23 protein-coding genes and 1 tRNA gene are annotated in these 25,208 nt (G+C 70.8%); 16 read left to right on the plus strand and 8 right to left on the minus strand.

Translation table 11 applies throughout. The features are described 5' to 3' along the window. Positions 1 to 154: 154 nt before the first annotated feature. The 7 genes from AC5P1C_RS17100 to AC5P1C_RS17130 all read left to right on the plus strand — a co-directional run bounded on the left by AC5P1C_RS17100 (position 155) and on the right by AC5P1C_RS17130 (position 8,576). Positions 155 to 763, plus strand: a complete 609-nt coding sequence (locus tag AC5P1C_RS17100; protein WP_493866693.1) for a YqgE/AlgH family protein — start codon at positions 155 to 157, stop codon at positions 761 to 763. An 83-nt stretch (positions 764 to 846) separates the two neighbouring features. Further along, complete coding sequence (locus tag AC5P1C_RS17105; RefSeq protein WP_493866694.1) at positions 847 to 1,155, plus strand: DUF3039 domain-containing protein; 309 nt, start codon at positions 847 to 849, stop codon at positions 1,153 to 1,155. Between the two features lie 95 nt (positions 1,156 to 1,250). Beyond that, complete coding sequence (locus tag AC5P1C_RS17110; protein ID WP_493866695.1) at positions 1,251 to 2,873, plus strand: beta-N-acetylhexosaminidase; 1,623 nt, start codon at positions 1,251 to 1,253, stop codon at positions 2,871 to 2,873. 297 nt (positions 2,874 to 3,170) lie between these two features. Beyond that, positions 3,171 to 4,073, plus strand: a complete 903-nt coding sequence (locus AC5P1C_RS17115) for an FAD binding domain-containing protein (protein WP_493866696.1) — start codon at positions 3,171 to 3,173, stop codon at positions 4,071 to 4,073. Further along, positions 4,070 to 5,731: a (2Fe-2S)-binding protein gene (locus AC5P1C_RS17120; RefSeq protein WP_493866697.1), complete on the plus strand. Its 1,662-nt coding sequence runs from the start codon at positions 4,070 to 4,072 to the stop codon at positions 5,729 to 5,731. The genes AC5P1C_RS17115 and AC5P1C_RS17120 overlap by 4 nt, the downstream gene beginning before the upstream one ends. Then, positions 5,728 to 8,040, plus strand: coding sequence for a xanthine dehydrogenase family protein molybdopterin-binding subunit (locus AC5P1C_RS17125; RefSeq protein ID WP_493866698.1), 2,313 nt, complete (start codon positions 5,728 to 5,730; stop codon positions 8,038 to 8,040). The genes AC5P1C_RS17120 and AC5P1C_RS17125 overlap by 4 nt, the downstream gene beginning before the upstream one ends. Beyond that, entirely contained in the window at positions 8,037 to 8,576 is a 540-nt protein-coding gene (locus AC5P1C_RS17130; RefSeq protein WP_493866699.1) for an AAA family ATPase, read from the plus strand. The genes AC5P1C_RS17125 and AC5P1C_RS17130 overlap by 4 nt, the downstream gene beginning before the upstream one ends. 123 nt (positions 8,577 to 8,699) lie before the next feature. On the opposite strand, the gene AC5P1C_RS17135 is transcribed toward AC5P1C_RS17130, so the two are convergent. Further along, a tRNA-Cys gene (locus tag AC5P1C_RS17135) sits at positions 8,700 to 8,771 on the minus strand. Positions 8,772 to 8,968: 197 nt separating this feature from the next. On the opposite strand from AC5P1C_RS17135, the gene AC5P1C_RS17140 reads away from it, so the two are divergent. The 4 genes from AC5P1C_RS17140 to AC5P1C_RS17155 all read left to right on the plus strand — a co-directional run bounded on the left by AC5P1C_RS17140 (position 8,969) and on the right by AC5P1C_RS17155 (position 14,336). After that, the gene (locus AC5P1C_RS17140) at positions 8,969 to 10,426 is read left to right on the plus strand and encodes an MFS transporter (RefSeq protein ID WP_493866700.1); all 1,458 of its coding nucleotides are present in this window, start codon (positions 8,969 to 8,971) and stop codon (positions 10,424 to 10,426) included. 146 nt (positions 10,427 to 10,572) lie between these two features. After that, on the plus strand, positions 10,573 to 12,369 hold the full coding sequence (locus AC5P1C_RS17145; RefSeq protein ID WP_493866701.1) for a DEAD/DEAH box helicase: 1,797 nt from the start codon (positions 10,573 to 10,575) through the stop codon (positions 12,367 to 12,369). A 312-nt stretch (positions 12,370 to 12,681) separates the two neighbouring features. Continuing rightward, entirely contained in the window at positions 12,682 to 13,323 is a 642-nt protein-coding gene (locus AC5P1C_RS17150; protein ID WP_190080202.1) for an IclR family transcriptional regulator, read from the plus strand. Positions 13,324 to 13,529: 206 nt separating this feature from the next. After that, positions 13,530 to 14,336, plus strand: a complete 807-nt coding sequence (locus AC5P1C_RS17155; protein ID WP_493866702.1) for a S16 family serine protease — start codon at positions 13,530 to 13,532, stop codon at positions 14,334 to 14,336. Positions 14,337 to 14,484: 148 nt separating this feature from the next. Here AC5P1C_RS17155 and AC5P1C_RS17160 read toward each other — a convergent pair whose 3' ends face one another. The 6 genes from AC5P1C_RS17160 to AC5P1C_RS17185 form a co-directional block, all read right to left on the minus strand. Next, a complete protein-coding gene (locus AC5P1C_RS17160; RefSeq protein WP_493866703.1) occupies positions 14,485 to 15,090 on the minus strand; it encodes an ArsR/SmtB family transcription factor in 606 nt (201 codons plus the stop codon). A gap of 87 nt (positions 15,091 to 15,177) precedes the next feature. Beyond that, positions 15,178 to 16,149, minus strand: a complete 972-nt coding sequence (locus AC5P1C_RS17165) for a glycine betaine ABC transporter substrate-binding protein (RefSeq protein ID WP_493866704.1) — start codon at positions 16,147 to 16,149, stop codon at positions 15,178 to 15,180. Next, positions 16,146 to 17,045, minus strand: a complete 900-nt coding sequence (locus AC5P1C_RS17170; RefSeq protein WP_493866834.1) for an ABC transporter permease — start codon at positions 17,043 to 17,045, stop codon at positions 16,146 to 16,148. Before AC5P1C_RS17170 ends, AC5P1C_RS17165 begins: the two co-directional genes overlap by 4 nt. A 5-nt stretch (positions 17,046 to 17,050) precedes the next feature. Further along, complete coding sequence (locus AC5P1C_RS17175; protein ID WP_493866835.1) at positions 17,051 to 18,259, minus strand: betaine/proline/choline family ABC transporter ATP-binding protein; 1,209 nt, start codon at positions 18,257 to 18,259, stop codon at positions 17,051 to 17,053. A 73-nt stretch (positions 18,260 to 18,332) separates the two neighbouring features. After that, positions 18,333 to 18,980 carry an ABC transporter permease gene (locus AC5P1C_RS17180; RefSeq protein WP_493866836.1) on the minus strand — a complete coding sequence of 216 codons (648 nt, stop codon included), beginning with the start codon at positions 18,978 to 18,980 and terminating at the stop codon, positions 18,333 to 18,335. 132 nt (positions 18,981 to 19,112) lie between these two features. Further along, positions 19,113 to 19,583: an Lrp/AsnC family transcriptional regulator gene (locus AC5P1C_RS17185; RefSeq protein ID WP_399387004.1), complete on the minus strand. Its 471-nt coding sequence runs from the start codon at positions 19,581 to 19,583 to the stop codon at positions 19,113 to 19,115. Between the two features lie 133 nt (positions 19,584 to 19,716). Between AC5P1C_RS17185 and hppD the strand changes: the two genes are divergently transcribed. From hppD to nthA, 4 genes are read left to right on the plus strand one after another with little or no spacing between them, the layout of a single operon-like run. Then, entirely contained in the window at positions 19,717 to 20,886 is a 1,170-nt protein-coding gene (gene hppD / locus AC5P1C_RS17190) for a 4-hydroxyphenylpyruvate dioxygenase (protein ID WP_493866705.1), read from the plus strand. 36 nt (positions 20,887 to 20,922) lie between these two features. Further along, on the plus strand, positions 20,923 to 21,216 hold the full coding sequence (locus tag AC5P1C_RS17195; RefSeq protein ID WP_493866706.1) for a hypothetical protein: 294 nt from the start codon (positions 20,923 to 20,925) through the stop codon (positions 21,214 to 21,216). After that, complete coding sequence (locus AC5P1C_RS17200) at positions 21,209 to 21,487, plus strand: SH3-like domain-containing protein (RefSeq protein WP_493866707.1); 279 nt, start codon at positions 21,209 to 21,211, stop codon at positions 21,485 to 21,487. Before AC5P1C_RS17195 ends, AC5P1C_RS17200 begins: the two co-directional genes overlap by 8 nt. Further along, positions 21,487 to 22,074, plus strand: a complete 588-nt coding sequence (gene nthA, locus AC5P1C_RS17205) for a nitrile hydratase subunit alpha (RefSeq protein ID WP_493866708.1) — start codon at positions 21,487 to 21,489, stop codon at positions 22,072 to 22,074. Before AC5P1C_RS17200 ends, nthA begins: the two co-directional genes overlap by 1 nt. An 18-nt stretch (positions 22,075 to 22,092) precedes the next feature. Here nthA and AC5P1C_RS17210 read toward each other — a convergent pair whose 3' ends face one another. Further along, positions 22,093 to 23,685, minus strand: a complete 1,593-nt coding sequence (locus tag AC5P1C_RS17210) for a tetratricopeptide repeat protein (protein ID WP_493866709.1) — start codon at positions 23,683 to 23,685, stop codon at positions 22,093 to 22,095. A 98-nt stretch (positions 23,686 to 23,783) separates the two neighbouring features. Here AC5P1C_RS17210 and AC5P1C_RS17215 point away from each other — a divergent pair, with 98 nt between their 5' ends. Continuing rightward, positions 23,784 to 25,163: an FAD-binding oxidoreductase gene (locus AC5P1C_RS17215; protein WP_493866710.1), complete on the plus strand. Its 1,380-nt coding sequence runs from the start codon at positions 23,784 to 23,786 to the stop codon at positions 25,161 to 25,163. Positions 25,164 to 25,208 lie beyond the last annotated feature (45 nt).

The following is a 25,208-nucleotide window of genomic DNA, read 5'->3' on the forward strand; positions in this document are numbered from 1 at the left end:
ACACGTCAGGACTTGGTGACAACACGAACCGTTCGGAACCGGACACTCCGGGTCACCGTCGAAAGTGTGCGCTCCGGCCGCTTCAGTGCGCCCCTGAGCTGCATTCACTCCCGTACGGGCATTGCCTCCCCCCGCGGGGCAAAGATGCGGGATCATGTCGTTCATGACCGAGGTGTCCTCGCTCACAGGGCGGCTGCTCGTGGCCACGCCTGCCCTGGCGGACCCGAACTTCGACCGCGCGGTGGTGCTGCTCCTCGACCACGACGAGGAGGGCTCACTCGGCGTGGTCCTCAACCGGCCCACGCCGGTGGACGTCGCGGACATCCTGGAGGGCTGGGGCGACCTGGCGGGCGCGCCCGGGGTCGTCTTCCAGGGCGGCCCCGTCTCGCTCGACTCGGCACTGGGAGTGGCGGTGATCCCGGGCGACGAGGGCACGGCTCCCGGCTCCCGCCCGCGGCCGGGCGCGGGAGAACCGATCGGCTGGCGCCGGGTGCACGGGGCGATCGGCCTGGTGGACCTGGACACACCCCCCGAACTCCTGGCCCCCGCACTCGGCTCCCTGCGGATCTTCGCCGGGTACGCGGGCTGGGGCCCGGGTCAACTGGAGGACGAGCTGGTGGAGGGCGCCTGGTACGTGGTCGAGTCCGAGCCGGGCGATGTCTCGTCCCCGGATCCGGAGCGGCTGTGGCGGGCGGTGTTGCGGCGGCAGCGGAGTGAGCTGGCGATGGTGGCCACTTATCCGGATGATCCGTCGCTGAACTGAGGGGCGTCGCCTGGGTGGTTCCGTGAGGCTCGCGCAGTCCGGGCGATGCCCGTAACCCCCAGCCGTAGGTACCCTTGGATGCCATGAGCACTCTTGAGCCCGAGCCCGAGCGCGGGGCAGGTACGGGGACCCTCGTAGAGCCGACGCCGCAGGTGTCGCACGGTGACGGCGACCACGAGCGCTACGCGCACTATGTCCAGAAGGACAAGATCATGGCGAGCGCGCTCGACGGTACGCCCGTCGTCGCGCTCTGCGGCAAGGTGTGGGTGCCGGGTCGTGACCCGAAGAAGTACCCCGTCTGCCCCATGTGCAAGGAGATCTACGAGTCCATGAACGCCGGTGGCGACAAGGACAAGGGCGGCAAGGACGGTAAGGGCGGCGGCAAGAAGTAGCCCCCGGGCCAGGTCCACTGTCTTCCGCACGGAGGGGCGTTGCGTGTACCGCAACGCCCCTTTTGCGTTGTGCAAGCGCGTGGCAGCCTCCCCGCATGACCTTTGAGCAACTCGTCCCGGCGCCCGCACACGCCGATGGACCGCACACCGAAGGCTTTCTCCTCGACCCGTCGACCGTGCTCCGCGCGGCACCCGGCACCGAGTCCACCGAACGCTGGCTGCGCGGAACCCTCGGCGCCGCGCTCGGGCTTCCCCTGCCCGCCGGGCACGGCAGCGGCGGCAGTATTTCGTTGGAGATCGATGACTCCCTCGACGCCGAGGCCTACCGGCTCACCGTGGGCGAGCGCGGCATCGAGATCGTCGGCGGCGCCGCCCCCGGCGTCTTCTGGGGAGCGCAGACCCTGCGGCAGCTCATCGGGGCGGAGGCCTTCCGTCGCGCTCCTCTGCGGGCGGGGGTCCCGCGCACCGTACCGGGGTGTCTGATCGAGGACGGCCCCCGCTTCCGGTGGCGCGGCATGATGCTCGACGTGGCGCGGCACTTCATGCCCAAGGACGGTGTCCTGCGGTATCTGGATCTGCTCGCCGCCCACAAGCTGAACGTCTTCCACTTCCACCTCACCGACGACCAGGGCTGGCGCATCGAGATCAAGCGCTACCCGAAGCTCACGGAGGCCGGATCGTGGCGGCCGCGTTCGAAGTGGGGGCATCGCGCCTCCGAGCTGTGGAACGACACCCCGCACGGCGGCCACTACACGCAGGACGACATCCGCGAGATCGTCGCGTACGCCCATGAGCGGCACATCGCCGTCGTACCCGAGATCGACATCCCCGGGCACTCGCAGGCCGCCATCCACGCCTACCCGGAACTCGGCAACACCGACGTCGTGGACACCTCGTCGCTCGGTGTGTGGGACACCTGGGGCGTCAATCCGAACGTCCTCGCACCGACCGAGAACACCCTCCGCTTCTATGAAGGGGTGTTTGAGGAAGTCCTTGAGCTCTTCCCCTCCACCTTCATCCATGTCGGGGGAGACGAGTGCCCCAAGGACCAGTGGAGGCAGTCGCCCGCCGCGCAGGCCCGCATCAAGGAGCTGGGCGTCGGTGACGAGGACGGGCTGCAGAGCTGGTTCATCCGGCACTTCGACACCTGGCTCACCGCGCGCGGGCGCCGGCTCATCGGATGGGACGAGATCCTGGAGGGCGGCCTCGCGGAGGGCGCCACCGTGTCCTCCTGGCGCGGGTACGGCGGCGGTATCGCCGCGGCCAAGGCCGGGCACGACGTCGTCATGTGCCCCGAGCAGCAGGTGTACTTGGACCACCGGCAGGACGGGGGCGCCGACGAACCGGCACCCATCGGCTTCGTCCGCACCCTGGAGGACGTCTACCGCTTCGAGCCGCTGCCGCCCCAGCTCACCGCCGAAGAGGCCCGGCACGTGCTCGGCACCCAGGCCAACGTCTGGACCGAGGTGATGGAGTACCACGCACGCGTGGACTACCAGGTGTTCCCGCGCCTGGCAGCCTTCGCCGAGGTCGCCTGGAGCCCGCTCCCCGCGTCCGCCGAGCGTGACTTCGCGGACTTCGAGCGGCGAATGGCAGGGCACTACGCGCGACTTGACGCACTCGGCGTCGACTACCGCCCGCCCGGCGGCCCGTTGCCGTGGCAGAAGCGACCGGGTGTGCTCGGACGCCCGATCGAGGGGTCACCCCCGAACGTGTGAGGCGCACCCCATAGTCCGTGTGTCGGGCTGCCCGCGCTGGGAGCGTGGGCAGCCGGACGAAAGTCGTACAAGGCTCACCGAAGAGTGGCAATTCCCGCTGACCGGCGAGGCCATGTGAAAACGGCACAACCGCCAGGTCTGCGGACGAATGGCTCCTAGCGGACCCCCGCGCCGGGGGCCGGGGAAGATGTGCCAGAGTTGCCACGTCCGGGCTGTGAGCACGTACCGTACGGCGGAACAGGCGTAACGGTGAGAACGGCGAGAAAGCCGCCGGGCATCGGGAAGGGGCAGCCGGTTTTGACCACGCACGCACCGCAGGCGGCGCAGAACGCGCAGACGGCGACGCTGCCTGGGACGTTGGACGAGGCCGTCGAGGCGCTCGCCGCGATGCCCGCCGCCGTGCCCGTAGCCGGCGGCACCGACCTCATGGCCTCGGTCAACGCGGGCCTCCTGCGCCCCGCGGCGCTCGTCGGCCTCGGCCGCATCAGCGAGATCCGCGGCTGGCAGTACCAGGACGGTCACGCCCTGCTCGGCGCCGGTCTCACCCACGCACGCGTCGGGCGGCCCGACTTCGCCGCCCTGATCCCGGCGCTCGCCGCCGCCGCACGCGCCGCGGGACCCCCGCAGATCCGCAACGCGGGCACGCTCGGCGGCAACATCGCCACGGCGGGACCGACCGGCGACACCCTGCCCGTCCTGGCCGCCCTCGAAGCCATCCTCATCATCGCGGGACCGGGCGGCGCGCGCCGCGAGGTCCCCGTCTCGCACCTGCTCGCGGGCATGGACATGCTCCGCCCCGGCGAGCTCATCGGCTTCGTACGGCTGCCGCTCCTGCACGCACCGCAGGTCTTCCTGAAGGCCACGGGACGCACCGGACCCGGCCGCGCCATCGCCTCCGTCGCGCTCGTCCTCGACCCGGCGCGGCGCGGTGTGCGCTGCGCGGTCGGTGCCGTCGCGCCGATGCCGCTGCGGCCCCTGGAGGCCGAGCAGTGGGTCGCCTCGCTGATCGACTGGGACGGCGGGCGGACGATCGTGCCGGAGGCGCTCACCGCCTTCGGTGAGTACGTCGCCGCCGCGTGCATCCCCGACCAGCCCGCGGCAGAGGACGGCTCCCCGCAGCCGCTGCCGCCCGCCGTACTGCACCTGCGGCGCACCGTCGCCGCGCTGGCCCGACGAGCACTGGGGAGGGCGCTGTCGTGAGTGACGACCGGACCGATGGAAACGCTCCGAACACCGCCGGCGGCTGGCAGCCGCATCCGCAGGGCGAGTACGACTCGGACGCCACGGCCTTCGTGCAGCTGCCGGAAGGCGCCCTCGACTCCTTCGACCACTCGCCGCTCGCCGCGCCGGGCCATGGTTACGTGCCGCCGCAGATAACGGTCACCCCGACGACAGCCGACGCCACGGACCCGGCCGCCACGGGTGTCTGGGCCATGCCGCCCGAGGTTACGGGCGCGGGCGCCGGTGCTCAGAACGTCCAGAACGTGCAGTGGCCGGCCGCGGGCGGCATGCCCGAGCGGTCCGGTCACGACGTGCACGAGCACGCGTACGACCCCCAGGCCACCGGGCAGTGGAGCTTCCACGAGGCGGAGGGTCACGCGCCCGCCGCGGCTGCCCCGGCCGATGTCACCGGGCAGTGGTCGATTCCCGTCGCCAACGGTGATCTTCCGGATGAATCGGGCGAGTTCACCACTTCTTCGCTGGCCGCACAGTGGGGCGGTACGCCTCCCGCGACGCTGCCGGGCGGCGCGCCGGCCCCGTGGGCGACCGGTGGCGCGGGCGCGGGTGCGCCGTGGGCGGAGCCTGCCCAGCAGCAGCAGCAGCTCGCCGAGCCGCAGTCGCAGCCCCACCACCCCCAGCCTCACTCCCACTCGCATGTCGAGCAGCAGCCGCAGCCACAGTCGCACGTCGACCCGCGGCACCACGAGCCCGTCGTGCCCCCGGAACCGTTCGTCCCCGAGCCGCCGGTCGCTCCCGAGATGCATGTGGTGCCCGAGGAGCCCGTAGCCCCCGCCGTTCCCGCAGAGCCGGAGCCGGAGCCCGAACCGGAGCAGGAGCCGGAGCCCGAGGCCGAAGTCGAGGCCGACGCAGCCCCCGTCGCCGAAGCCGTCGCCGAAGCCGTCGGCGTCGTCGCGGAGCCCGAAGCGGACACCGAAGCCGGGGCCGAGGCTGAAGCCGAAGGGGACGGCGAGCCCGACCCCGAAGAGGCGGCCACCACCCCCCTCGCCGACGAACACCCCCTCTGCTCGTACGTCCTGCGTGTGAACGGCGCCGATCGCCCCGTCACCGACGCCTGGATCGGCGAGTCCCTCCTCTACGTCCTGCGCGAGCGCCTTGGCCTCGCGGGTGCCAAGGACGGCTGCTCGCAGGGCGAGTGCGGTGCCTGCAACGTCCAGGTGGACGGCCGTCTCGTCGCCTCCTGCCTGGTGCCCGCGGCCACCGCCGCCGGTAGCGAGGTGCGCACCGTCGAGGGCCTCGCCGTCGACGGGAGACCCTCCGACGTCCAGCGGGCGCTCGCCGCCTGCGGTGCCGTCCAGTGCGGCTTCTGCGTACCGGGCATGGCGATGACCCTGCACGACCTCCTCGAGGGCAACCCCGCCCCGTCCGACCTGGAGACCCGCCGCGCCCTGTGCGGCAACCTCTGCCGCTGCTCCGGCTACCGGGGCGTGCTCGACGCCGTGCAGGACGTGGTCGCCGAGCGCGAGGCGTCCGCTGTCGCCGCCGAGCCGTCGGCCCAGGGCGACCACCAGGGCGAGGCGCGCATCCCGCACCAGGCAGGACCCGGCGCAGGCGGGGTCAACCCGGCACAGGACGGAACGTACGAAGGACCGTACGGCCAGGACGGAGGCCAGGCGTGAGCAAGGAAGCCGCGGGGAGCGCGAACACCGCGACCGCAGTGGACCCGCAGCCCGGCCCCGAGCCGCTGCCGCACGGCATCGGCGCATCGCTGTCGTCCGCCGAGGCCCGCGCCAAGACGGAGGGCACGTTCCCCTACGCGTCCGACCTGTGGGCGGAGGGGCTGCTCTGGGCGGCCGTCCTGCGCTCGCCGCACGCGCACGCGCGCATCGTCTCCATCGACACGTCCCAGGCGCGCGAGATGCCGGGCGTGCGGTCCGTCGTCACGCACGAGGACGTGCCGGGCGACGCCCTGCACGGCCGCAAGACCGCGGACCGCCCGGTCTTTGCCTCCGAGGTCGTACGCCACCACGGCGAGCCCATCGCCGCCGTGGCCGCCGACCACCCCGACACGGCGCGGATGGCCGCCGCCGCCATCTATGTCGAGTACGAAGTCATGGAGCCGGTCACCGACCCGGAGAAGGCGTTCGCGGCCGAACCCCTGCACCCCGACGGCAACTTGATCCGGCACATCCCGCTGCGGCACGGCGACCCGGAGGCGGCGGGCGAGCTCGTCGTCGAGGGCCTGTACCGCATCGGCCGCCAGGACCCGGCGCCGATCGGCGCTGAGGCGGGGCTCGCGGTGCCGCGTCCCGACGGGGGAGTGGAGCTGTACATCGCCTCCACCGACCCGCACACCGACCGCGACATGGCCGCGTCCTGCTACGGCATCGACCCGGACATCGTGAAGGTCGTCGTGACCGGCGTCCCCGGCGCGACAGCCGACCGCGAGGACGCCAGCTTCCACCTGCCGCTCGGTCTGCTCGCCCTGACCACGGGCTGCCCGGTGAAGCTGACGGCGACCCGCGAGGAGTCCTTCCTGGGCCACGCCCACCGCCACCCGACGCTGCTCCGTTACCGCCATCACGCGGACGCCGAGGGCAAGTTGGTGAAGGTGGAGGCGCAGGTCCTGCTCGACGCGGGCGCGTACGCGGACACGTCGTCGGACGCGCTGGCCGCAGCCGTCTCCTTCGCCTGCGGTCCGTACGTCGTGCCGAACGCCTTCATCGAGGGCTGGGCGGTGCGCACGAACAACCCGCCGTCCGGACACGTCCGGGGCGAGGGCGCCATGCAGGTGTGCGCGGCGTACGAAGCCCAAATGGACAAGATCGCGAAGAAGTTGGGCATCGACCCGGCGGAGCTGCGGCTGCGCAACGCGATGGCCACCGGCGACATCCTGCCCACGGGCCAGACGGTGACGTGCCCCGCCCCGGTGGCTGAACTCCTCTCCGCCGTACGGGACTTCCCGCTGCCCGAGCTGCCCAAGGACACCCCCGAGGACGAGTGGCTGCTGCCCGGAGGCCCCGAGGGCGCGGGCGAACCGGCCGCGGTGCGCAGGGGCGTCGGCTACGGCCTTGGCATGGTCCAACTCCTGGGCGCCGAAGGCACGGACGAGGTATCCACGGCCACCGTGAAGGTCCACGACGGCATCGCGACAGTCATCTGCGCGGCGGTGGAGACGGGCCAGGGCTTCTCGACCCTCGCCCGCCAGATCGTCCAGGAGACCCTGGGCATCGACGACGTCCGCGTGGCCCCCGTCGACACGGACCAGCCCCCGGCGGGCCCGAGCTGCCACGGACGCCACACCTGGGTGTCCGGCGGTGCGGTGGAGCGCGCGGCGAAGATGGTCCGCACACAGCTTCTCCAGCCGCTGGCCCACAAGTTCGGGATGTCGACCGAGCTGCTCCAGATCACGGACGGCAAGATCACCTCGTACGACGGGGTGTTGAGCACGACCGTCACGGAGGCCATGGACGGCAAGGAGCTCTGGGCCACCGCCCAGTGCCGCCCGCACCCCACCGAGCCCCTCGACGAGGCGGGCCAGGGCGATGCCTTCGTGGGCATGGCGTTCTGTGCGATCCGCGCGGTCGTGGACGTGGACATCGAGATCGGTTCGGTGCGGGTCGTGGAGCTGGCGGTCGCCCAGGACGTGGGCCGCATCCTGAACCCGACCCAGCTGAAGGTACGTATCGAGGCGGGCGTCACGCAGGGCGTCGGCGCGGCGCTCACGGAGAACCTCCGTACGCCGCGCGGTCTGGTCCGCCACCCGGACCTCACGGGCTACGCGCTGCCGACCGCCCTGGACACCCCGGACATCCGCCTCGTGAAGCTGGTGGAGGAGCGGGACGTGGTGGCACCCTTCGGCGCGAAGGCGGCGAGCGCGGTGCCGGTCGTGACGACCCCGGCGGCCGTGGCGTCGGCGGTGCGAGCGGCCACCGGGCGGCCGGTGAACAGGCTGCCGATCCGCCCGCAGGCGGCGGTGGCGACGTGACGGCGCCGTCGCCGAGCGGGGTCGTCGTCATCACCGGCATCATGGCCGCGGGCAAGTCCACGGTGGCACAGGCACTCGCAGAGCGGCTGCCGCGCGCGGCGCACGTGCGGGGTGACGTCTTCCGCCGGATGATCGTGTCGGGCGGCCAGGAGTACGAGCCGGGGGCGTCGGACGAGGCGCGGGCCCAACTGCGCCTGCGGTACGGCCTGTCGGCGGCGACGGCCGACGCGTACGCGGACGCCGGATTCGTGGCGGTGGTCCAGGACGTCATCCTGGGCGAGGAGTTGAAGACGTACGTGGATCTGCTGCGTACGTCTCCCGTGCACGTGGTCGTCCTGGCCCCGCGCCCGGATGCGGTCGCCGCGCGGGAGGCCGGGCGCGGGAAGACCGGGTACGGCGCGTGGACGGTGGAGGACCTGGAGTCGGGGATGCGGTCCACGACGCCGAGGATCGGGCTCTGGCTGGACAGCTCGGAGCTGACGGTCGACGAGACGGTGGACGCGATTCTCGCGGGGCTCGACGAGGCGCGGGTCTAGGCGCCCGGGGGCCAGGCTCGGCCCGGTCACGCGGCGCTCGCGTGCGGGTCCGCCGTTGCTGGGCGCGCAGTTCCCCGCGCCCCTTCGGGGCGCTCCTGCGGGGCGTGGCGGCACATCACTGTGAGGCCGTGGCGGGAATCGAACCCGCGTAACTGGATTTGCAGTCCAGCCCCTGAACCACTCGGGCACACGGCCGAGCTCGTACTCGACCCCTTGAACCTAAGCGCGCGGAACCAGCCCCTCAAGGAAATCGCCGCCCCCGCAACGGGACTGCCACACCGCGTTCATGAACGGGCGGTCGCGCGGCAGTGGTGGTCGTACGACCAAGGGACCAGCCGCCTCCCGCCTCCGGACAGGGGTCACCGCCCGCCACGCCCCTTACCCTGGCCAGCATGACCGCCCTGGAACCCCGCGACACCGACGTCGCCGCCGCCCCGATCGTCCCGCCGTCCGAACTCCAGGGCGGAGTCCTGCGTGCCCCCTATCGCGCGCTCAGTCTCGGCATCGTCTCCGTGGTCCTCCTCATCGCCTTCGAGGCGACCGCCGTCGGGACCGCGATGCCGGTGGCGGCGCGTGAGCTGGACGGCGTCTCCCTCTACGCCTTCGCCTTCTCCGCGTACTTCACGACCAGCCTCTTCGGCATGGTGCTCTCCGGGCAGTGGGCCGACCGGCGCGGGCCGCTCGGGCCGCTGGCCACCGGGATCGCCGCCTTCGCGGCGGGGCTGCTGCTCTCCGGGACCGCCGGGGTCATGTGGATGTTCATCCTGGGCCGTGCCGTGCAGGGGCTCGGCGGCGGTCTCGTCATCGTCGCGTTGTACGTCGTCGTCAGCCGGGCCTACCCGGAGCATCTGCGTCCGTCCATCCTCGCGGCGTTCGCGGCCAGCTGGGTCGTGCCGTCCGTGGTGGGGCCGCTGGTCTCCGGGACGGTGACGGAACACCTCGGCTGGCGCTGGGTCTTCATCGGGATCCCCGTCCTCGTGGTGGTGCCGCTGGTGCTCGCGCTGCCGCAGATCCGCCGCAGGGCGGCCGGTCCGGTCGACTCCAGTGCGCCCGCGGGGCCCTTCGACCGGCGCCGGATCCGCCTGGCGCTCGGCATCTCGCTGGGGGCGGGGCTCCTGCAGTTCGCGGGGCAGGACCTGCGGTGGCTCTCGCTGCTGCCCGCCGTGCTGGGGGCCGTGGTGCTCGTGCCCGCCGTCCTCGGGCTGCTGCCGCGCGGCACCTACCGGGCGGCCCGCGGGCTGCCCTCGGTCGTTCTCCTGCGCGGCATCGCCGCCGGGTCCTTCATCGCGGCGGAGTCCTTCGTGCCGCTGATGCTGGTCACCCAGCGAGGGCTCTCGCCGACCCTGGCCGGGCTGTCGCTGGCCGTGGGCGGTGCGACCTGGGCCCTCGGCTCCTTCGTACAGTCACGTCCCGGCATGGAGCCCTACCGGACGCGGCTCATGGTCACCGGGATGATCCTGGTCGGCGCCGCCATCGCCACCGCGCCCACCGTCCTCATCGACGCCGTGCCCGTGTGGATCGTGGCCGTGGCCTGGGCCTTCGGCTGCCTCGGCATGGGCACGGTGATCGGCTCGACGAGCGTGCTGCTCCTGCGCCTCTCGGCGCCGCAGGACGCGGGCGCCAACTCGGCCGCCCTCCAGATCTCCGACGGCCTCTCCAACGCCCTGCTCCTGGCTGCGGGAGGCGCCGCGTTCGCCGCGCTGGGCGGCGGCATGATCGGCGCACACGGCTCCGCCACGGGGGCGGGCGGCTCGCATCCGGGGGCGTTCGTCGCGGTGTTCCTGCCGATGGCGGCGGTCGCCCTGGTGGGGGCATGGGTGGCGACGCGCCTGACGGAACGTACGGACTGAACGGACGCGGGAGCTGACGCAAGCAAGGGTTGTGACACCCGTCGCACCCGCCGCGGACCCCGCATCGTCATCAGTCCCGCGTCAACACATCACCGGTAGGGTGGCCCGGTTGTCGTACGTACCCGAGCTGCAAAAAACCGGAGACCGTGACTACCACCGCCGCCAACTCCGCCTCCCACCACCTCTCTCCCGCCTTCCCCGGCCGCGCCCCCTGGGGCACCGCCAACAAGCTGCGTGCCTGGCAGCAGGGTGCGATGGAGCGGTATCTCCAGGAGCAGCCGCGTGACTTCCTCGCCGTCGCGACACCCGGCGCCGGCAAGACGACGTTCGCGCTGACGCTCGCCTCCTGGCTGCTGCACCACCATGTCGTGCAGCAGGTGACGGTGGTCGCGCCGACCGAGCACCTGAAGAAGCAGTGGGCCGAGGCCGCGGCCAAGATAGGGATCAAGCTGGACCCCGAGTACAGCGCGGGGCCGCTCAGCAAGGAGTACCAGGGCGTCGCCATCACGTACGCGGGTGTCGGCGTGCGGCCCATGCTCCACCGGAATCGGGTCGAACAGCGCAAGACCCTCGTCATCCTCGACGAGATCCACCACGCCGGTGACTCGAAGTCCTGGGGCGAGGCCTGCCTGGAAGCCTTCGAGCCCGCGACGCGGCGCCTCGCGCTCACCGGTACGCCCTTCCGGTCCGACACCAACCCGATCCCCTTCGTCGCGTACGAGGAGGGGAACGACGGCATCCGCCGGTCGGCCGCCGACTACACGTACGGATACGGGAGCGCGCTCGGCGACGGCGTCGTCCGTCCCGTCATCTTCCTCTCCTACTCCGGCAACATGCGGTGGCGGACCAAGGCCGGTGACGAGATCGCCGCGCGGCTCGGCGAGCCCATGACCAAGGACGCCATCTCGCAGGCCTGGCGCACCGCGCTCGACGCGCGCGGCGAGTGGATGCCGAACGTCCTCAAGGCGGCCGACCAGCGGCTCACCGAGGTGCGCAAGGCCATCCCCGACGCCGGTGGGCTCGTCATCGCGTCCGATCAGGACTCCGCCCGCTCGTACGCCAAGCTGATCCGCGAGATCACGGGCGACAAGGCGACCGTCGTCCTCTCCGACGACACGGGGGCGTCCAAGCGCATCGACGACTTCGCCGCGAGCACCGACCGGTGGATGGTCGCGGTCCGCATGGTGTCCGAGGGCGTCGATGTGCCGCGCCTCGCGGTGGGCGTGTACGCCACCACCATCTCGACCCCGCTCTTCTTCGCCCAGGCCGTGGGGCGCTTCGTGCGTTCGCGGCGGCGCGGCGAGACCGCGTCCGTCTTCCTGCCCACCGTCCCCGACCTCCTCGGCTTCGCCAACGAGATGGAGGTCGAGCGCGACCACGTGCTCGACAAGCCGAAGAAGGACGGGGAAGAGGACCCCTACGCCGAGTCCGAGCAGGAGATGGACGAGGCGAACAAGGAGCAGGACGAGGACACCGGCGAGCAGGAGCAGTTCTCCTTCGAGGCGCTCGAGTCCGACGCCGTCTTCGACCGGGTGCTCTTCGACGGCGCAGAGTTCGGCATGCAGGCCCACCCCGGCAGCGAGGAGGAGCAGGACTACCTCGGCATCCCCGGGCTCCTCGAACCCGACCAGGTGCAGATGCTGCTCCAGAAGCGGCAGGCCCGGCAGATCGCGCACAGCAAGAAGCGGCCCGACGACGAGGCGGACCTCCTGGAGATCCCCGCCGAGCGGCGGCCCGTGGTCTCCCACAAGGAGATGCTCGAACTGCGCAAGCAGCTCAACACGATGGTCGGCGCGTACGTCCACCAGAGCGGCAAGCCGCACGGCGTGATCCACACCGAGCTGCGCCGCACCTGCGGCGGCCCGCCCAGCGCGGAAGCCACCGCCGGGCAGCTGCGGCAGCGGATCGCGAAGGTCGGGGAGTGGGCCACCCGCATGAAGTGAGCGGGTGGTCCGTGGTGCGGGGGTGGAGGGGTGCGTTCCGTGTGCGGGAGTCGTGCACGGAGGTTTCGGTGTGCCCCGCGTATGGGGCATTGCGCCCCTAACAACCGCTCTCGTGCCCGGATTCTGGACGGAGTCTTCCGCTGAGCGGGACGGCCTCGCTACTGTCCCCGCAACGTACACGCCCCGTGGCAGCGCCGCCGCGGAGCGCAGCCGGAGTTCCGACCGGCGGCCTCTGACGCGCGTCGCCCACGGGACCGGCGACGCAACCGCCGCGTAAAGGGGCCGTCGACCCTCACCTAAGGAGTGGGCGTCGTGACCGCGGAGACTTCCCAGACCCTCGACCGAGGACTGCGTGTCCTCAAGTTGTTGGCCGACACCGATCACGGGCTCACCGTCACCGAGCTGTCGAACAAGCTCGGTGTGAACCGCACCGTGGTGTACCGCCTCCTCGCCACCCTGGAGCAGCATGCCCTGGTCCGCCGTGACCTGGGCGGCCGTGCCAGGGTCGGCCTCGGGGTGCTGCGCCTGGGCCGGCAGGTGCATCCGTTGGTCCGCGAGGCCGCGCTGCCCGCTCTTCGTTCCCTCGCCGAGGACATAGGGGCGACGGCGCACCTGACGCTGGTCGACGGTACGGAGGCCCTCGCTGTCGCCGTCGTCGAGCCGACCTGGACGGATTACCACGTGGCGTACAGGACCGGCTTCCGGCACCCCCTGGACCGGGGCGCCGCGGGCCGCGCGATCCTCGCCGCCCGCCAGGGCCTCGCCACCGACCCCGGCTACGCGTTGACGCACGGCGAGCTGGAGGCCGGCGCGAGTGGGGCCGCGGCGCCGTTGGTCGGCGTGACCGGAATAGAGGGCAGCGTGGGAGTCGTCATGCTGTCGGACTCCGTGCCGGAGCGGGTGGGGCCGCGAGTGGTGGATGCGGCCCGCGAGGTCGCCGACGCGTTGCGCTGAGGCCGTGGGGCGCTGAGGCCGCGGGCGCTGAGGCCGTGGGGCGCTGAGGCCGCGGGCGCTGAGGCCGCGCGGGCGAGCTGCTTCTCTTGGGCACCGTCGATCACCGGCTTCGCCGAGTTCGTCCTCAAACGCCGGACGGGCTGGTACCGCCCGTCCGGCGCCGCCTGACAGGCAGGCTGAAAACGCTCGTCCGTTAGATTGATCCCGTGTTCTCCCTCTCTCGCCTCACGCGCCCCAAGGCCCTCGCCGTCTGTGCCGTCCCCGTGGTCGCCCTGCTCGCCGTCGCCGGCTTCGTGCCGCTGCCGTTCGCCGTGGCCCAGCCGGGGTCGACGGCGAACGTACTCGGCGAGAGCGAGGGCAGGCGGGTCATCACGATCACCGGTGCGCCCACCCGCGAGACGCAGGGACAGCTGCGGATGACGACGATCGTGGCGACGGGGCCCGACACGGACGTGAGCCTGGGTGACGTGGTGGACGGCTGGTTCCGTACGGACCGCTCCGTGATGCCCAGGGACTCGGTGTACCCCACCGGCGACAACGTGAAGGAAGTCGAGAAGCACAACCTCGGCGACATGAAGGAGTCGCAGGACACGGCCACGCGGGCCGCGCTCTCCTACCTCGACGCGAACGGCGTGGACGACACGGACAAGGTGGACGTCAAGGTCGACCTCGGGAAGATCGGAGGCCCCAGCGCGGGCCTCTTCCTCTCGCTCGGCATCATCGACCTCCTGGACGGCAACGGCAGTGGCGGGGACCTGACGGGCGGCCGGAAGATCGCGGGCACCGGCACGATCACCGACGAGGGCAAGGTCGGTCCGGTCGGCGGAGTCTCGATGAAGACGCAGGCCGCGAAGCGGGACGGCGCGAGCGTCTTCCTGGTCCCGGAGGCCGAGTGCTCGGACGCTCAGGCGGAGCTGCCGAAGGGCCTGCGGCTGATCCCGGTCACGACACTGAAGGGAACGGTCGAGTCGCTGCGGGCGCTGGACAAGGGCGGGAAGGTTCCGAGCTGCTGACCATGCGCAGGCCGAACTCGACCATGGTCCAGCCCAGTTGAGTACGGAGCCGGGGGCGGCGTTTCCGTAAGGGTGCGGCCCGTTGGAGTTCGGTGGCGCGGGTGTGGTGCAGGAGCAGGTGTATGTCGGGGTGCATGGGCTGTGCCTCTCAGTCGTCCGCCCTTGGCTTTCGGGGGAACAGGTAGGTGTGAACGTGCACCATGGCTGAGTCAGGGTTTCCGGGGTCCGGCGCCAACGAGCGGTATTTGCGGACGAGTTCGCGGAACTCGTCGCGCAGCGCCGCCGTGAGCTCGGGCGTCAGGCGCAAGAGGGAGTCGCTCATGTCGGAGCTGTCCACCCACTCCTGGGACCACTCGTCACGCGTGCCGATCCAGGTCGACAGGGACTCGGCGTAGTACGTGGCCACTTGGTGCTGGTACCAGTTCGCCGCCGCGCGTACCTCAGGGTTTCCGTCACGCGTAAGCGAGTCGTCGAACATCGTGCTGTCATGCGTGGAGCGCCACCATCGCTCGCGCCCCTTGCCCCGCTCCGGGGCGTCTTCCACGAACCCGTACTCCGCGAGCTGCCGCAGGTGATAGCTGGTGGCCCCGCTCGACTCGCTCAGCCTCTGGGCGAGTTGTGACGCGGTCGCCGGGCCGTCGAGCCGAAGCGAGGAGAGCAGGCGCATACGCAGCGGGTGCGCGAGCCCGCGCAGGTTGCGCGGGTTGAGGTCGATGGTCTTCAGGGGCACCGGCCGCTGCGGTTCTTGCGTCATGCCATCACCGTAGACATGCAAAGACTCCGTTGCAACCCTTTCTTTGCAACGGAGTCTTTGTAACTCGGCGGATGCCCGAGGACCGCCCTACCCCTCCTTCACGAACCCCTCCTGCACCATCCAGTCCAGCGCCACCTCATGCGGATCCTGACCCTCCACGTCCACCTTGGAGTTCAGATCCTGGGCCACCGTGTTGTTCAGCTTCTTCGTGATGGGGTCCAGGACCTCCGCCATCTCCGGGTGTTCCTTCAGCGCCTTGCTGTTGATCTCCGGGGCGGCGTTGTAGTTCGGGAAGAAGCGCTTGTCGTCCTCCATCACCGTCAGCTTCATCGCCTTGATGCGGCCGTCCGTGGTGAAGACCTCGCCGAACGTGCACGACCCCTTGGCGGCCTGGGTGTAGATGATCCCGGTGTCCATCTTGGTGATGTTGGAGTTGGGGATCTTCATCCCGTACTCCTTCTGCATGCCCGGAAGGCCGTCCTCGCGCGAGGCGAACTCGCTCTCCACGCACAGCGTGACCGCCTTGGGATCCTTCTTCGACAGAGCCGCCACGTCGGAGAGGGTCTTCGGCTTGTACTTCGCCGCGTTCTTCTGGTTGATGGCCAGCGCGTAGGTGTTGTTGAGCTCGGCCGGCGGCAGCCACGTGACGCCGTTCTTCGCGTCCGCCTTGCGCACCGCCTCCCACTGCTTCTGCGGGTCGTCGATCGGCTCGGCGTTGCCCAGATACGTGATCCAGGCGGTGCCCGTGTACTCGTACATGGCGTCCGCGTCGCCGCCCTTGACCGCCTCGCGGGCGCCGATCGAGCCCTGGATGCCCGTCCGGTCCAGGACGTCGGCGCCGGCCGCCTGGAAGGCGATGCCCATGATCGCGCCGAGGACCAGCTGCTCGGTGAACTCCTTGGACGTGACGGTGAGGTCGACGCCCTTCAGGGGCAGGCCCTTGCCGATCGTGCCCGGTCTGACGTCGTCCACCATCGGGCTGCCGCTGGTCAGGCCGCAGCCCACCAGCAGGGCCCCGCCCACGACACCGACGGCCGCCGTACGCAACGAAACCCTCATGACCCGGCCTCCAAGCCGCGCGGACGCAGCAGCAGTTCGGCCAGCGAGGCCAGCCAGTCCACGAGCAGCGCGAGCGCGATCGTCAGGATCGAGCCGAGCATGAGCACCGGCATCCGCTGATTGGTGATCCCGGTGGTGATGAGGTCGCCGAGCCCGCCGCCGCCGCCGAAGGTGGCGAGCGTCGCCGTACCGACGTTCAGGACGAGCGCCGTGCGCACACCCGCGAGGATCAGCGGTACGGCCAGCGGGAGTTCGACCTTGCCGAGGACGCCCCACGTCGACATGCCGATGCCGCGCGCGGCCTCGAGAAGGGTCGGGTCGTTGGCGTTCAGGCCCGCGATCGTGTTGGAGAGGACCGGCAGGACGGCGTAGATGATGATGCCGATCAGGGCCGCCTTCTCCCCGATGCCGATCCAGATCACCAGGAGGGCGAGCAGGCCGATCGCCGGGGTCGCCTGGCCGATGTTGGCCAGGGCCATCGCGGGGGGAGCCCCTTTGCGGAGCTTCTTGCGGGTCAGCAGGATGCCCAGCGGGATCGCGATGATCAGTACGAAGAAGGTGGAGATCACCGTCAGCTGGATGTGCTGGCGGAGCCTGAGCCAGACGTTTCCGTCCGCCAGCGCGTTCGTGGCGATCGGGTCGAGGTCGGCCTGCTCGAACCACCACCAGGTCAGCAGCAGGACGAGCGCCAGGAACGCGGGCAGGACGGTGAGCTTCTGCCAGCCGACCCGCCGTGTCCGTGCCGTGGCCACCACCGTGGGAGTGGGCTCCGGCTCGCCCTCGCCCGTGTCGCGGAACTGATGGCCCTTGACCTCGTGCTCGCCGTCGGGCCTGGGGTCAGGACCGTCGTGGGGCGATGGTTTGTGGTCGGGGATCCGGGGGTTGCTCCCGGGGATGCCGTTCACGCCTTCGCCGCCCCTCCGTCGCCCTCCTGCTCGTGGTGGGTCAACTGGGCGCGCTGTTCCTGGAGTTCGTGCTGGTGCTCCACGGCGTCGAGCCGGTCGGCCTCCAGCATTTCGTGCACGGAGTTCATCAGCGTCTCCATGTCCACGACGCCGGTGAACTCACCGCGCCGCCCGGTGACCGCGACCCGCCCCGCGTTGTCCGTGAGGACCGCTTCGAGCGCGTCGCGCAGGGTCGCGTCACGGGTGACCGTGTCGTGCACGAGGGTGCCGGCGCGGGCCAGCGAGCCCTGGGCGCGCATCAGGTCGCCGCGCCGCAGCCACTTGTAGGGACGGCGGCGTTTGTCGAGGAGCAGCAGTTCGTTCGTGCCGCTGGACCGCAGCTTGTCGAAGATGGTCTGGAGCGGGTCGTCGACGGTCACCGTCGCGAAGTCGGCGATCTCCACATCGCGTACGCGGGTGAGGTTGAGCCGCTTGAGGGCCGCGCCCGCACCCACGAAGCCGGAGACGAAGTCGTCGGCGGGGTTGGTGAGGATGGCCTCCGGGGTGTCGAACTGCGCGATGTGCGAGCGCTCCCGCAGGACCGCGATGCGGTCGCCCAGCTTGATGGCCTCGTCGAAGTCGTGCGTGACGAAGACGATCGTCTTGTGCAGTTCGTGCTGGAGCCGGATCAGCTCGTCCTGGAGGTGGTCGCGGGTGATCGGGTCGACCGCGCCGAACGGCTCGTCCATCAGGAGGACGGGCGGGTCGGCCGCCAACGCCCGTGCCACGCCGACGCGTTGCTGCTGGCCGCCGGAGAGCTGACGCGGATAGCGGCCGTGGAACTCGGCGGGGTCGAGTCCGACGAGGTCGAGCATCTCCTCGACCCGGTTCTTGATCTTCGACTTTCCCCAGCCGATCATCTTCGGCACGAGCGCGATGTTCTGGGCGACCGTCATGTGCGGGAAGAGCCCGGACGACTGGATCGCGTACCCGATCTTGCGGCGCAGCTTCACCGGGTCCATGTCGGTGACGTCCTCGCCGCCGATGCGGATGCGGCCGCTGGTCGGCTCGATGAGCCGGTTGATCATCTTCAGCGTGGTCGACTTACCGCAGCCCGAGGGGCCGACGAGGATGACGATCTCGCCCGCCTTGATCTCCATGTTGACGCTGTCCACCGCGGGGTCTCCGCTGCCCGCGTACCGCTTGGTGAGGTTCTCCAGCTCGATCGTCGCGCCCGTGGTGGCGTTCGGGGCCGCCGCGCCCTCGGCCGTCGCCCCGTCGGTGGAAGTCGCGGTGGTCTCAGACACGGATACCCCTCGAAATGGTCAGGCGGCCGATCAGGACGTACGCGGCGTCGAAGAGCAGGGCCAGGATGATGATGCCGAGCGTGCCCGCGAGCACCTGGTTGAGTGCGTTCTTGCTGCCGAGCGAGCCGATGCCGCGGAAGATCTCGTTGCCGAGGCCGGGGCCCGACGCGTACGCCGCGATGGCCGCGATGCCCATCAGCATCTGCGTGGAGACGCGGATGCCGGTCAGGATCGGCGGCCAGGCGATCGGGAGCTCCACCTTCACCAGGCGCGTCGCGCGCGACATCCCGATGCCCTTCGCCGCGTCGACCAGCGAGGGATCCACGCCGCGCAGGCCGACGATGGCGTTGCGCACGATGGGGAGCAGGCCGTAGAGGGTCAGTGCGATGACCGTCGGTGCGACTCCGAGGCCGACGACGGGGATCAGCAGACCGATCATGGCGAGCGAGGGAATGGTCAGGATGGTGGAGGTCGCGGTCGTGGCCAGATTGCCCGCCCACTCGCTGCGATACGTGATGACGCCGATCAGTACTCCGATGACGGTCGCCACGACCATGCACTGGAAGACTGCGCTGGCGTGCTGGTACGCGTCCGTCAGCAACTGCTGGTGGCGGTTGCCGAGGTAGTCCCAGAAGTTCACTGAACTGCTCACCTCGCCCAGGCGCGGTTCAGACGGCGCCGGGAGTCTCCCGGTGCCCGCGTGCTGCGTACGTCGTGCGGCCGTGCTGCTCTGTCCGTCGGTTTCGGCTGTTCGTTTCCCTACCTACCCGCATCAGGTGTCTTCTGACGCCTGTTCGACGAGCGGGATGATCCGCAGCGGAACAGGGTTCTCCATGACGATCGCCGTGGAGGCCCGGACGATGCCATCAAAACCCACGACCCGGTCGATCACACGTTGGAGATCCGCGTTCGAACGGGCGACGAGACGGCAGAGCATGTCGCCGTGGCCGGTGATGGTGTGCAGTTCGAGCACCTCGGCGACGGTCGCCAAATGTGCCCGTACGTCGGCGCCCTGGCCCTGTTTGATCTCCAGCGTGGCGAAGGCGGTGACGGGGTAGCCGAGAGCGGCCGGGTCGACCTCGGGGCCGAAGCCGCGGATGACTCCGTTCGACTGAAGACGGTCCATCCGGGCCTGTACGGTCCCGCGCGCGACACCGAGGCGGCGGGACGCCTCCAGGACGCCGATGCGGGGCTCGCGGGCGAGCAGCACGATGAGCCTGCCGTCCAGATGATCGATCGCCATGGGGTGGTCTTCTCCGCTCCTGGGGTGGTCATCATGTACAGATAGCCCGCTCATCCTGGCCTGCCGCTGGGCAGATTGCCCACCGAAAACGCAAACTATTGCGCACCTTGCGATACGGCGGGAGCCTGCGGACATGGCAGCTACCGCGAACACCCAGCCCACGTCGGCCACCTCTGGCACCCCCCACACCGCGCGCGAGGCCGATCCCTTCCCGGTCAAGGGAATGGACGCGGTCGTCTTCGCCGTGGGCAACGCCAAGCAGGCGGCGCACTACTACTCCACGGCCTTCGGCATGAAACTCGTGGCGTACGCGGGCCCGGAGACGGGCAGCCGCGAGACCGCCTCCTACGTCCTCACGAACGGCGGGGCCCGCTTCGTCCTCACCTCCGTCATCAAGGCGTCGACGGACTGGGGCCACTTCATCGAGGGCCATGTCGCCGAGCACGGCGACGGCGTCGTCGACCTCGCCATCGAGGTGCCGGACGCGCGCGCCGCGTACGCGTACGCCGTCGAGCACGGAGCCCGCGGCCTCACCGAGCCGTACGAGGTCAAGGACGAGCACGGCACGGTCGTGCTCGCCGCGATCGCGACGTACGGCAAGACCCGCCACACGCTCGTCGACCGGTCCGGCTACGACGGCCCTTACCTGCCCGGCTTCAAGGCGGCCTCGCCGATCGTCGAGCCGCCGGCCAAGCGGACCTTCCAGGCGATCGACCACTGCGTCGGCAACGTCGAGCTCGGCAAGATGAACGAGTGGGTCGCCTTCTACAACAAGGTCATGGGCTTCACGAACATGAAGGAGTTCGTGGGCGACGACATCGCGACGGAGTACAGCGCGCTGATGTCGAAGGTGGTGGCCGACGGGACGCTGAAGGTGAAGTTCCCGATCAACGAGCCCGCCATCGCCAAGAAGAAGTCCCAGATCGACGAGTACCTCGAGTTCTACGGCGGCGCGGGCGTCCAGCACATCGCGCTCGCCACGAACGACATCGTGGAGTCCGTACGCACCATGCGCGCGGGCGGGGTCCAGTTCCTGGACACGCCGGACTCCTACTACGACACCCTCGGCGAGTGGGCGGGCGAGACGCGCGTGCCCGTCGAGACCCTGCGCGAGCTGAAGATCCTCGTCGACCGCGACGAGGACGGCTACCTGCTGCAGATCTTCACCAAGCCGGTCCAGGACCGTCCGACGGTCTTCTTCGAGATGATCGAGCGGCACGGCTCGATGGGCTTCGGGAAGGGCAACTTCAAGGCGCTGTTCGAGGCGATCGAGAGGGAGCAGGAAAAGCGCGGCAATCTCTAGGGGGCGAAAGGGAGGGCTCCGCATTAGGGTGCGGAGATGGCCAGGATCAATGACGTCGGCGGGATGACGGGCTTCGGGCCCATCGACACCGCCGACGACACGGAGCCCTTCCACGCGGACTGGGAGGCGCGGGTGTTCGCGCTCAACAGCGCGCTGGTGCGCGAAGGCGTCTACAACCTGGACGAGTTCAGGGACGCGATCGAGACGATGCCGCCGGAGGAGTACCTGGCGGCTTCGTACTACGAGCGGTGGTTCCACGCGATCCGGGTGCTGCTCGACCGCAAGGGTGTGGTGACGGCGCAGGAGCTGGACGGTGAGCCGGATGCCTGACCGTTTCGTGCCGGGCACCCGCGTGACGACCGCCCACCACGACCCGCTCCACCACACACGCCTGCCGCGGTACGCCAGGGGCAAGCGGGGCGTGGTGGTCGAGCCCGAGGGCAGGCATCCGCTGGCGGACGTCAGCGCGCAGGGGCGGGGGGACGCGCCCGTGGAGCAGGTGTACGCGGTGCGGTTCGCCGCGCGGGAGCTGTGGGGCGAGGGGGAGCACGGGGTGGTGCTCGACCTGTGGGAGAGCTACTTGGAAGCGGAGGGCAGCTGATGTCCGGTACGCACTCGGACGCGCTGATCTCGCGTCAAGTACGCCGTTTGGAGACCTTGTTGGAGGAACGAGGGGTGGTCGTGGGCGCCGCCCTCGACGAGGCCCTCGACGCGTTCCTCTCCGGGTCGTCCCCCCTGAACGGGGCGCGGGTGGTGGCGCGGGCGTGGACGGACCCGGCGTTCAAGGAGCGGCTGCTCGCGGACGGTACGTCGGCGGTGGCGGAGCTGGGTTACGCGGCGGGCGGCGTCCAGCCGCAGCGCCTCCGGGTCGTGGAGAACACCGCCGACACCCACAACGTGGTCGTCTGCACGCTCTGCTCCTGCTACCCGGTACGGCTGCTCGGCCCGTCCCCGAGCTGGTACAAGAGCGAGGCGTACCGCTCGCGCGTGGTACGTGAACCGAGGGCGGTACTGGCGGAGTTCGGCTTCGAGGTACCGCCGGAAACCTCGATCACGGTCTGGGACTCCACCGCGGAGACCCGCTACATGGTCCTGCCGCGCCGCCCGGCATCGACGGAGTCCCTCCCGGAGGATTCCCTGACGCCGTTGATCACCCGCAACGCCCTGATCGGCACGGCCCCGTTGTAGCGCTCACCGCGGAGCGGTTCAGCTCTGGGGCGTGGTCGTGGACGGCTTGCTCGGGGTTGGTTTTGGTGTGGGCGCAGGCCCGGCGCCGGACGTGGTGGGGGGTGTTGCCGGGCGCGGGGCGTACATTTCTGCCGGGCCGCCGTCCGGGGGGTCGCCCAGGGAGCCCATCGCGTCCCGTGCCGCGGGGGCCAGCAGGGGCGAGAAATGCGGGTTGATGCGCAGTGCCTCGCCGATGTGGCGACGCGCAGGCCCGTACTTGCCGAGGTCCCGCTCGATCTGCCCCCGGTGGTACGCGAACACCGCGCTCAGCGGGCCCTTCTCCGTCGCCCGCTTCGCGTACTTCAGGGCCTCCTTGTCCTCACCGGCCCGGTGCAACGCCCAGCCCAGCGCATCGGCCACCTCCGGACTCCCGTGGCGTTTGAACTCCTTGCGCAGGCGGTCCGCCGCCGCGTCCGCGTCCCCGTGGTCCGCCTCGAAGAGACCGAGGATCCGTTCGTCATTGACGCCGTTGACCTCCTCCTGCTTCACCCGGGCCCGCAGCACGTCGTACTGCGCCTGCGCGGCAGGGGTCAGCCGCAGCGACTCGTACAACTCGCCCAGCTCCAGGGCGTACTCCGGCGCCGGCTGTTTGACCAGCGCGTTCTGGTAGAAGCGCAGTGCCTCCGACGTACGGCCGAGCGCCGCGAGCGCACGGCCCTTCCCGGCGAGGGAAGGGTGGTGGTCCGGGTCCGCGCGCAGCGCCGCCTCGTAGTAGCGGAGGGACTCCGTCGGCTCACCCCGCTCCCACGACAGCTCACCCACCTGGTAGAAGTACGCCGCCTGCTCCGCGGGCCCCTCCGCGAGCGCCGCCGCGTCCATCAGCTTCGATGCCGCGTCCTCGCGCCAGCCCCGGTCCCGGTAGACCTGCCCGGACCGGGCCATCACGGAGGTGCCCGAGTTCAGCTCCTGGAGCGTCTCCAGGGCCTTCCCCACGCCCTTCGCGTCCCCCAGGCCGCTGTACGCGTCGATCAGCGCGGGATACGTCGACCACCGCTTCGGGGACAGCGCGACCGCGCTCTCGGCCCACTTCTTCGCCCCGCGGAAGTCGTGCCGCGCGTTCGCGAGCACCGCCATGCCCGTCAGGGCCTGCACGTTCCCCTCCGGCCGCGTCTTCAGGGACGTACGCAAGGCCTCCTCCGCCCTGGGGTAGTAGGAGGAGTCCGCCGTCCGACGGCCGCGCTCGACGTAGGCGGCCCCGAGCACCGCCCACGAGTGGTCGTCCCCGGGATGCTTGCGCACGTGCGCCTCCCGCTCCCCGATCAGCACCGTGAGGTCCGGCAGCGCGGCAGGCACCCCCGCCCCCGCCGCAGCCATCGCCCGCCCGGCGGGCCCGAGCGCGGGCGGCGCCGCCTTCCCGCCCGATCCTTGCCGCACCACCAGGACGCCGCCGAGCAGCACGCACCCGGCGACGGAGGCGATCAGCGCGCGGCGCACGGCGGGGGAGAGCCGCGAACCCCGTGACGGCTCGCTCCACAGGCAGGGCGCCGGCGACACCGCCGCCCCCTTCTCGGCCACGCCCTCCTTGGTCACGTCCTTCTCGGCCACGGACTCGGACCGGGTCTCGATCTCCATGGCGCACACTGTGCGTCAATACGAAGAGCACATCCCGGCATGCGGACGGGCGTCGCACACGGGTTCACACCGATGGCCCCGGGTGCGAGGCTGTGATCATGAGCCGCACACTCATCGAACTCCTCCACGAGGGCCACGACGGCCTCCCCGCCGAGGCCGTCCTCACGGATCCCGACATCACGTCCTCGTACGCGAACGACATGGCGAGCTTCTGCGACGCGGGCACCCCGGCCGTCGTCGTCCTGCCACGCACCGTCGAGCAGGTCCAGCACGTCATGCGCACGGCGACAGAGCTACGCGTCCCGGTGGTGCCCCAGGGCGCCCGCACGGGCCTCTCGGGCGGCGCGAACGCCAGCGAGGGCTGCATCGTGCTGTCCCTGATCAAGATGGACCGCATCCTGGAGATCAACCCCGTCGACCGGATCGCGGTCGTCGAACCGGGCGTCGTCAACGCCACGCTCTCCCGCGCGGTGAACGAACACGGTCTCTACTACCCGCCGGACCCGTCCAGTTGGGAGACCTGCACCATCGGCGGGAACATCGGCACGGCCTCGGGCGGTCTGTGCTGCGTGAAGTACGGCGTGACGGCGGAGTACGTCCTCGGACTCGACGTCGTCCTCGCCGACGGCCGGCTCATGAGCACCGGACGGCGCACGGCCAAGGGCGTCGCGGGCTACGACCTCACCCGCCTCTTCGTCGGCTCCGAGGGCAGCCTCGGCATCGTCGTCCGCGCGACCCTCGCCCTGAAGCCGCAGCCGCCCGCGCAGCTCGTCCTGGCCGCCGAGTTCAGTTCCGCGCAGGCCGCCTGCGACGCCGTATGCAAGATCATGGAGGGCGGGCACGTCCCGTCGCTCCTGGAGCTGATGGACCGTACGACCATCAGGGCCGTGAACGCCCTTGCCCACATGGGCCTCCCGGAGACCACCGAAGCGCTGCTCCTCGCGGCCTTCGACACGTCCGACCCCGCCGCGGACCTCGCGGCCGTCGGCGCGCTCTGCGAGGCCGCGGGCGCCACCCAGGTGGTCCCGGCCGAGGACGCGGCGGAGTCCGAACTGCTGCTCCAGGCGCGGCGGTTGTCGCTCACCGCGCTCGAAGCCGTCAAGGGTACGACGATGATCGACGACGTGTGCGTGCCGCGCTCCAGGCTCGCCGACATGCTCGAAGGCGTCGACCGCATCGCCGATAAATACAGCCTCACCATCGGCGTCTGCGCGCACGCGGGCGACGGCAACACCCACCCCACCGTCTGCTTCGACGCGGCGGACGCCGACGAGGGCCGCCGCGCCCGCGAGTCCTTCGACGAGATCATGGCCCTGGGCCTGGAACTCGGCGGCACGATCACCGGCGAGCACGGCGTGGGCGTCCTCAAGAAGGAGTGGCTCGCGCGCGAGATCGGCCCGGTGGGCGTGGAGATGCAGCGCGCCATCAAGGCGGCGTTCGACCCGCTCTCCCTCCTCAATCCCGGCAAGCTGTTCTGACTCCGGTATCCGTACGTCCCCCGGCCCCTGTACGTCGCCCCCGTG

Source organism: Streptomyces sp. A18, assembly GCF_059026065.1.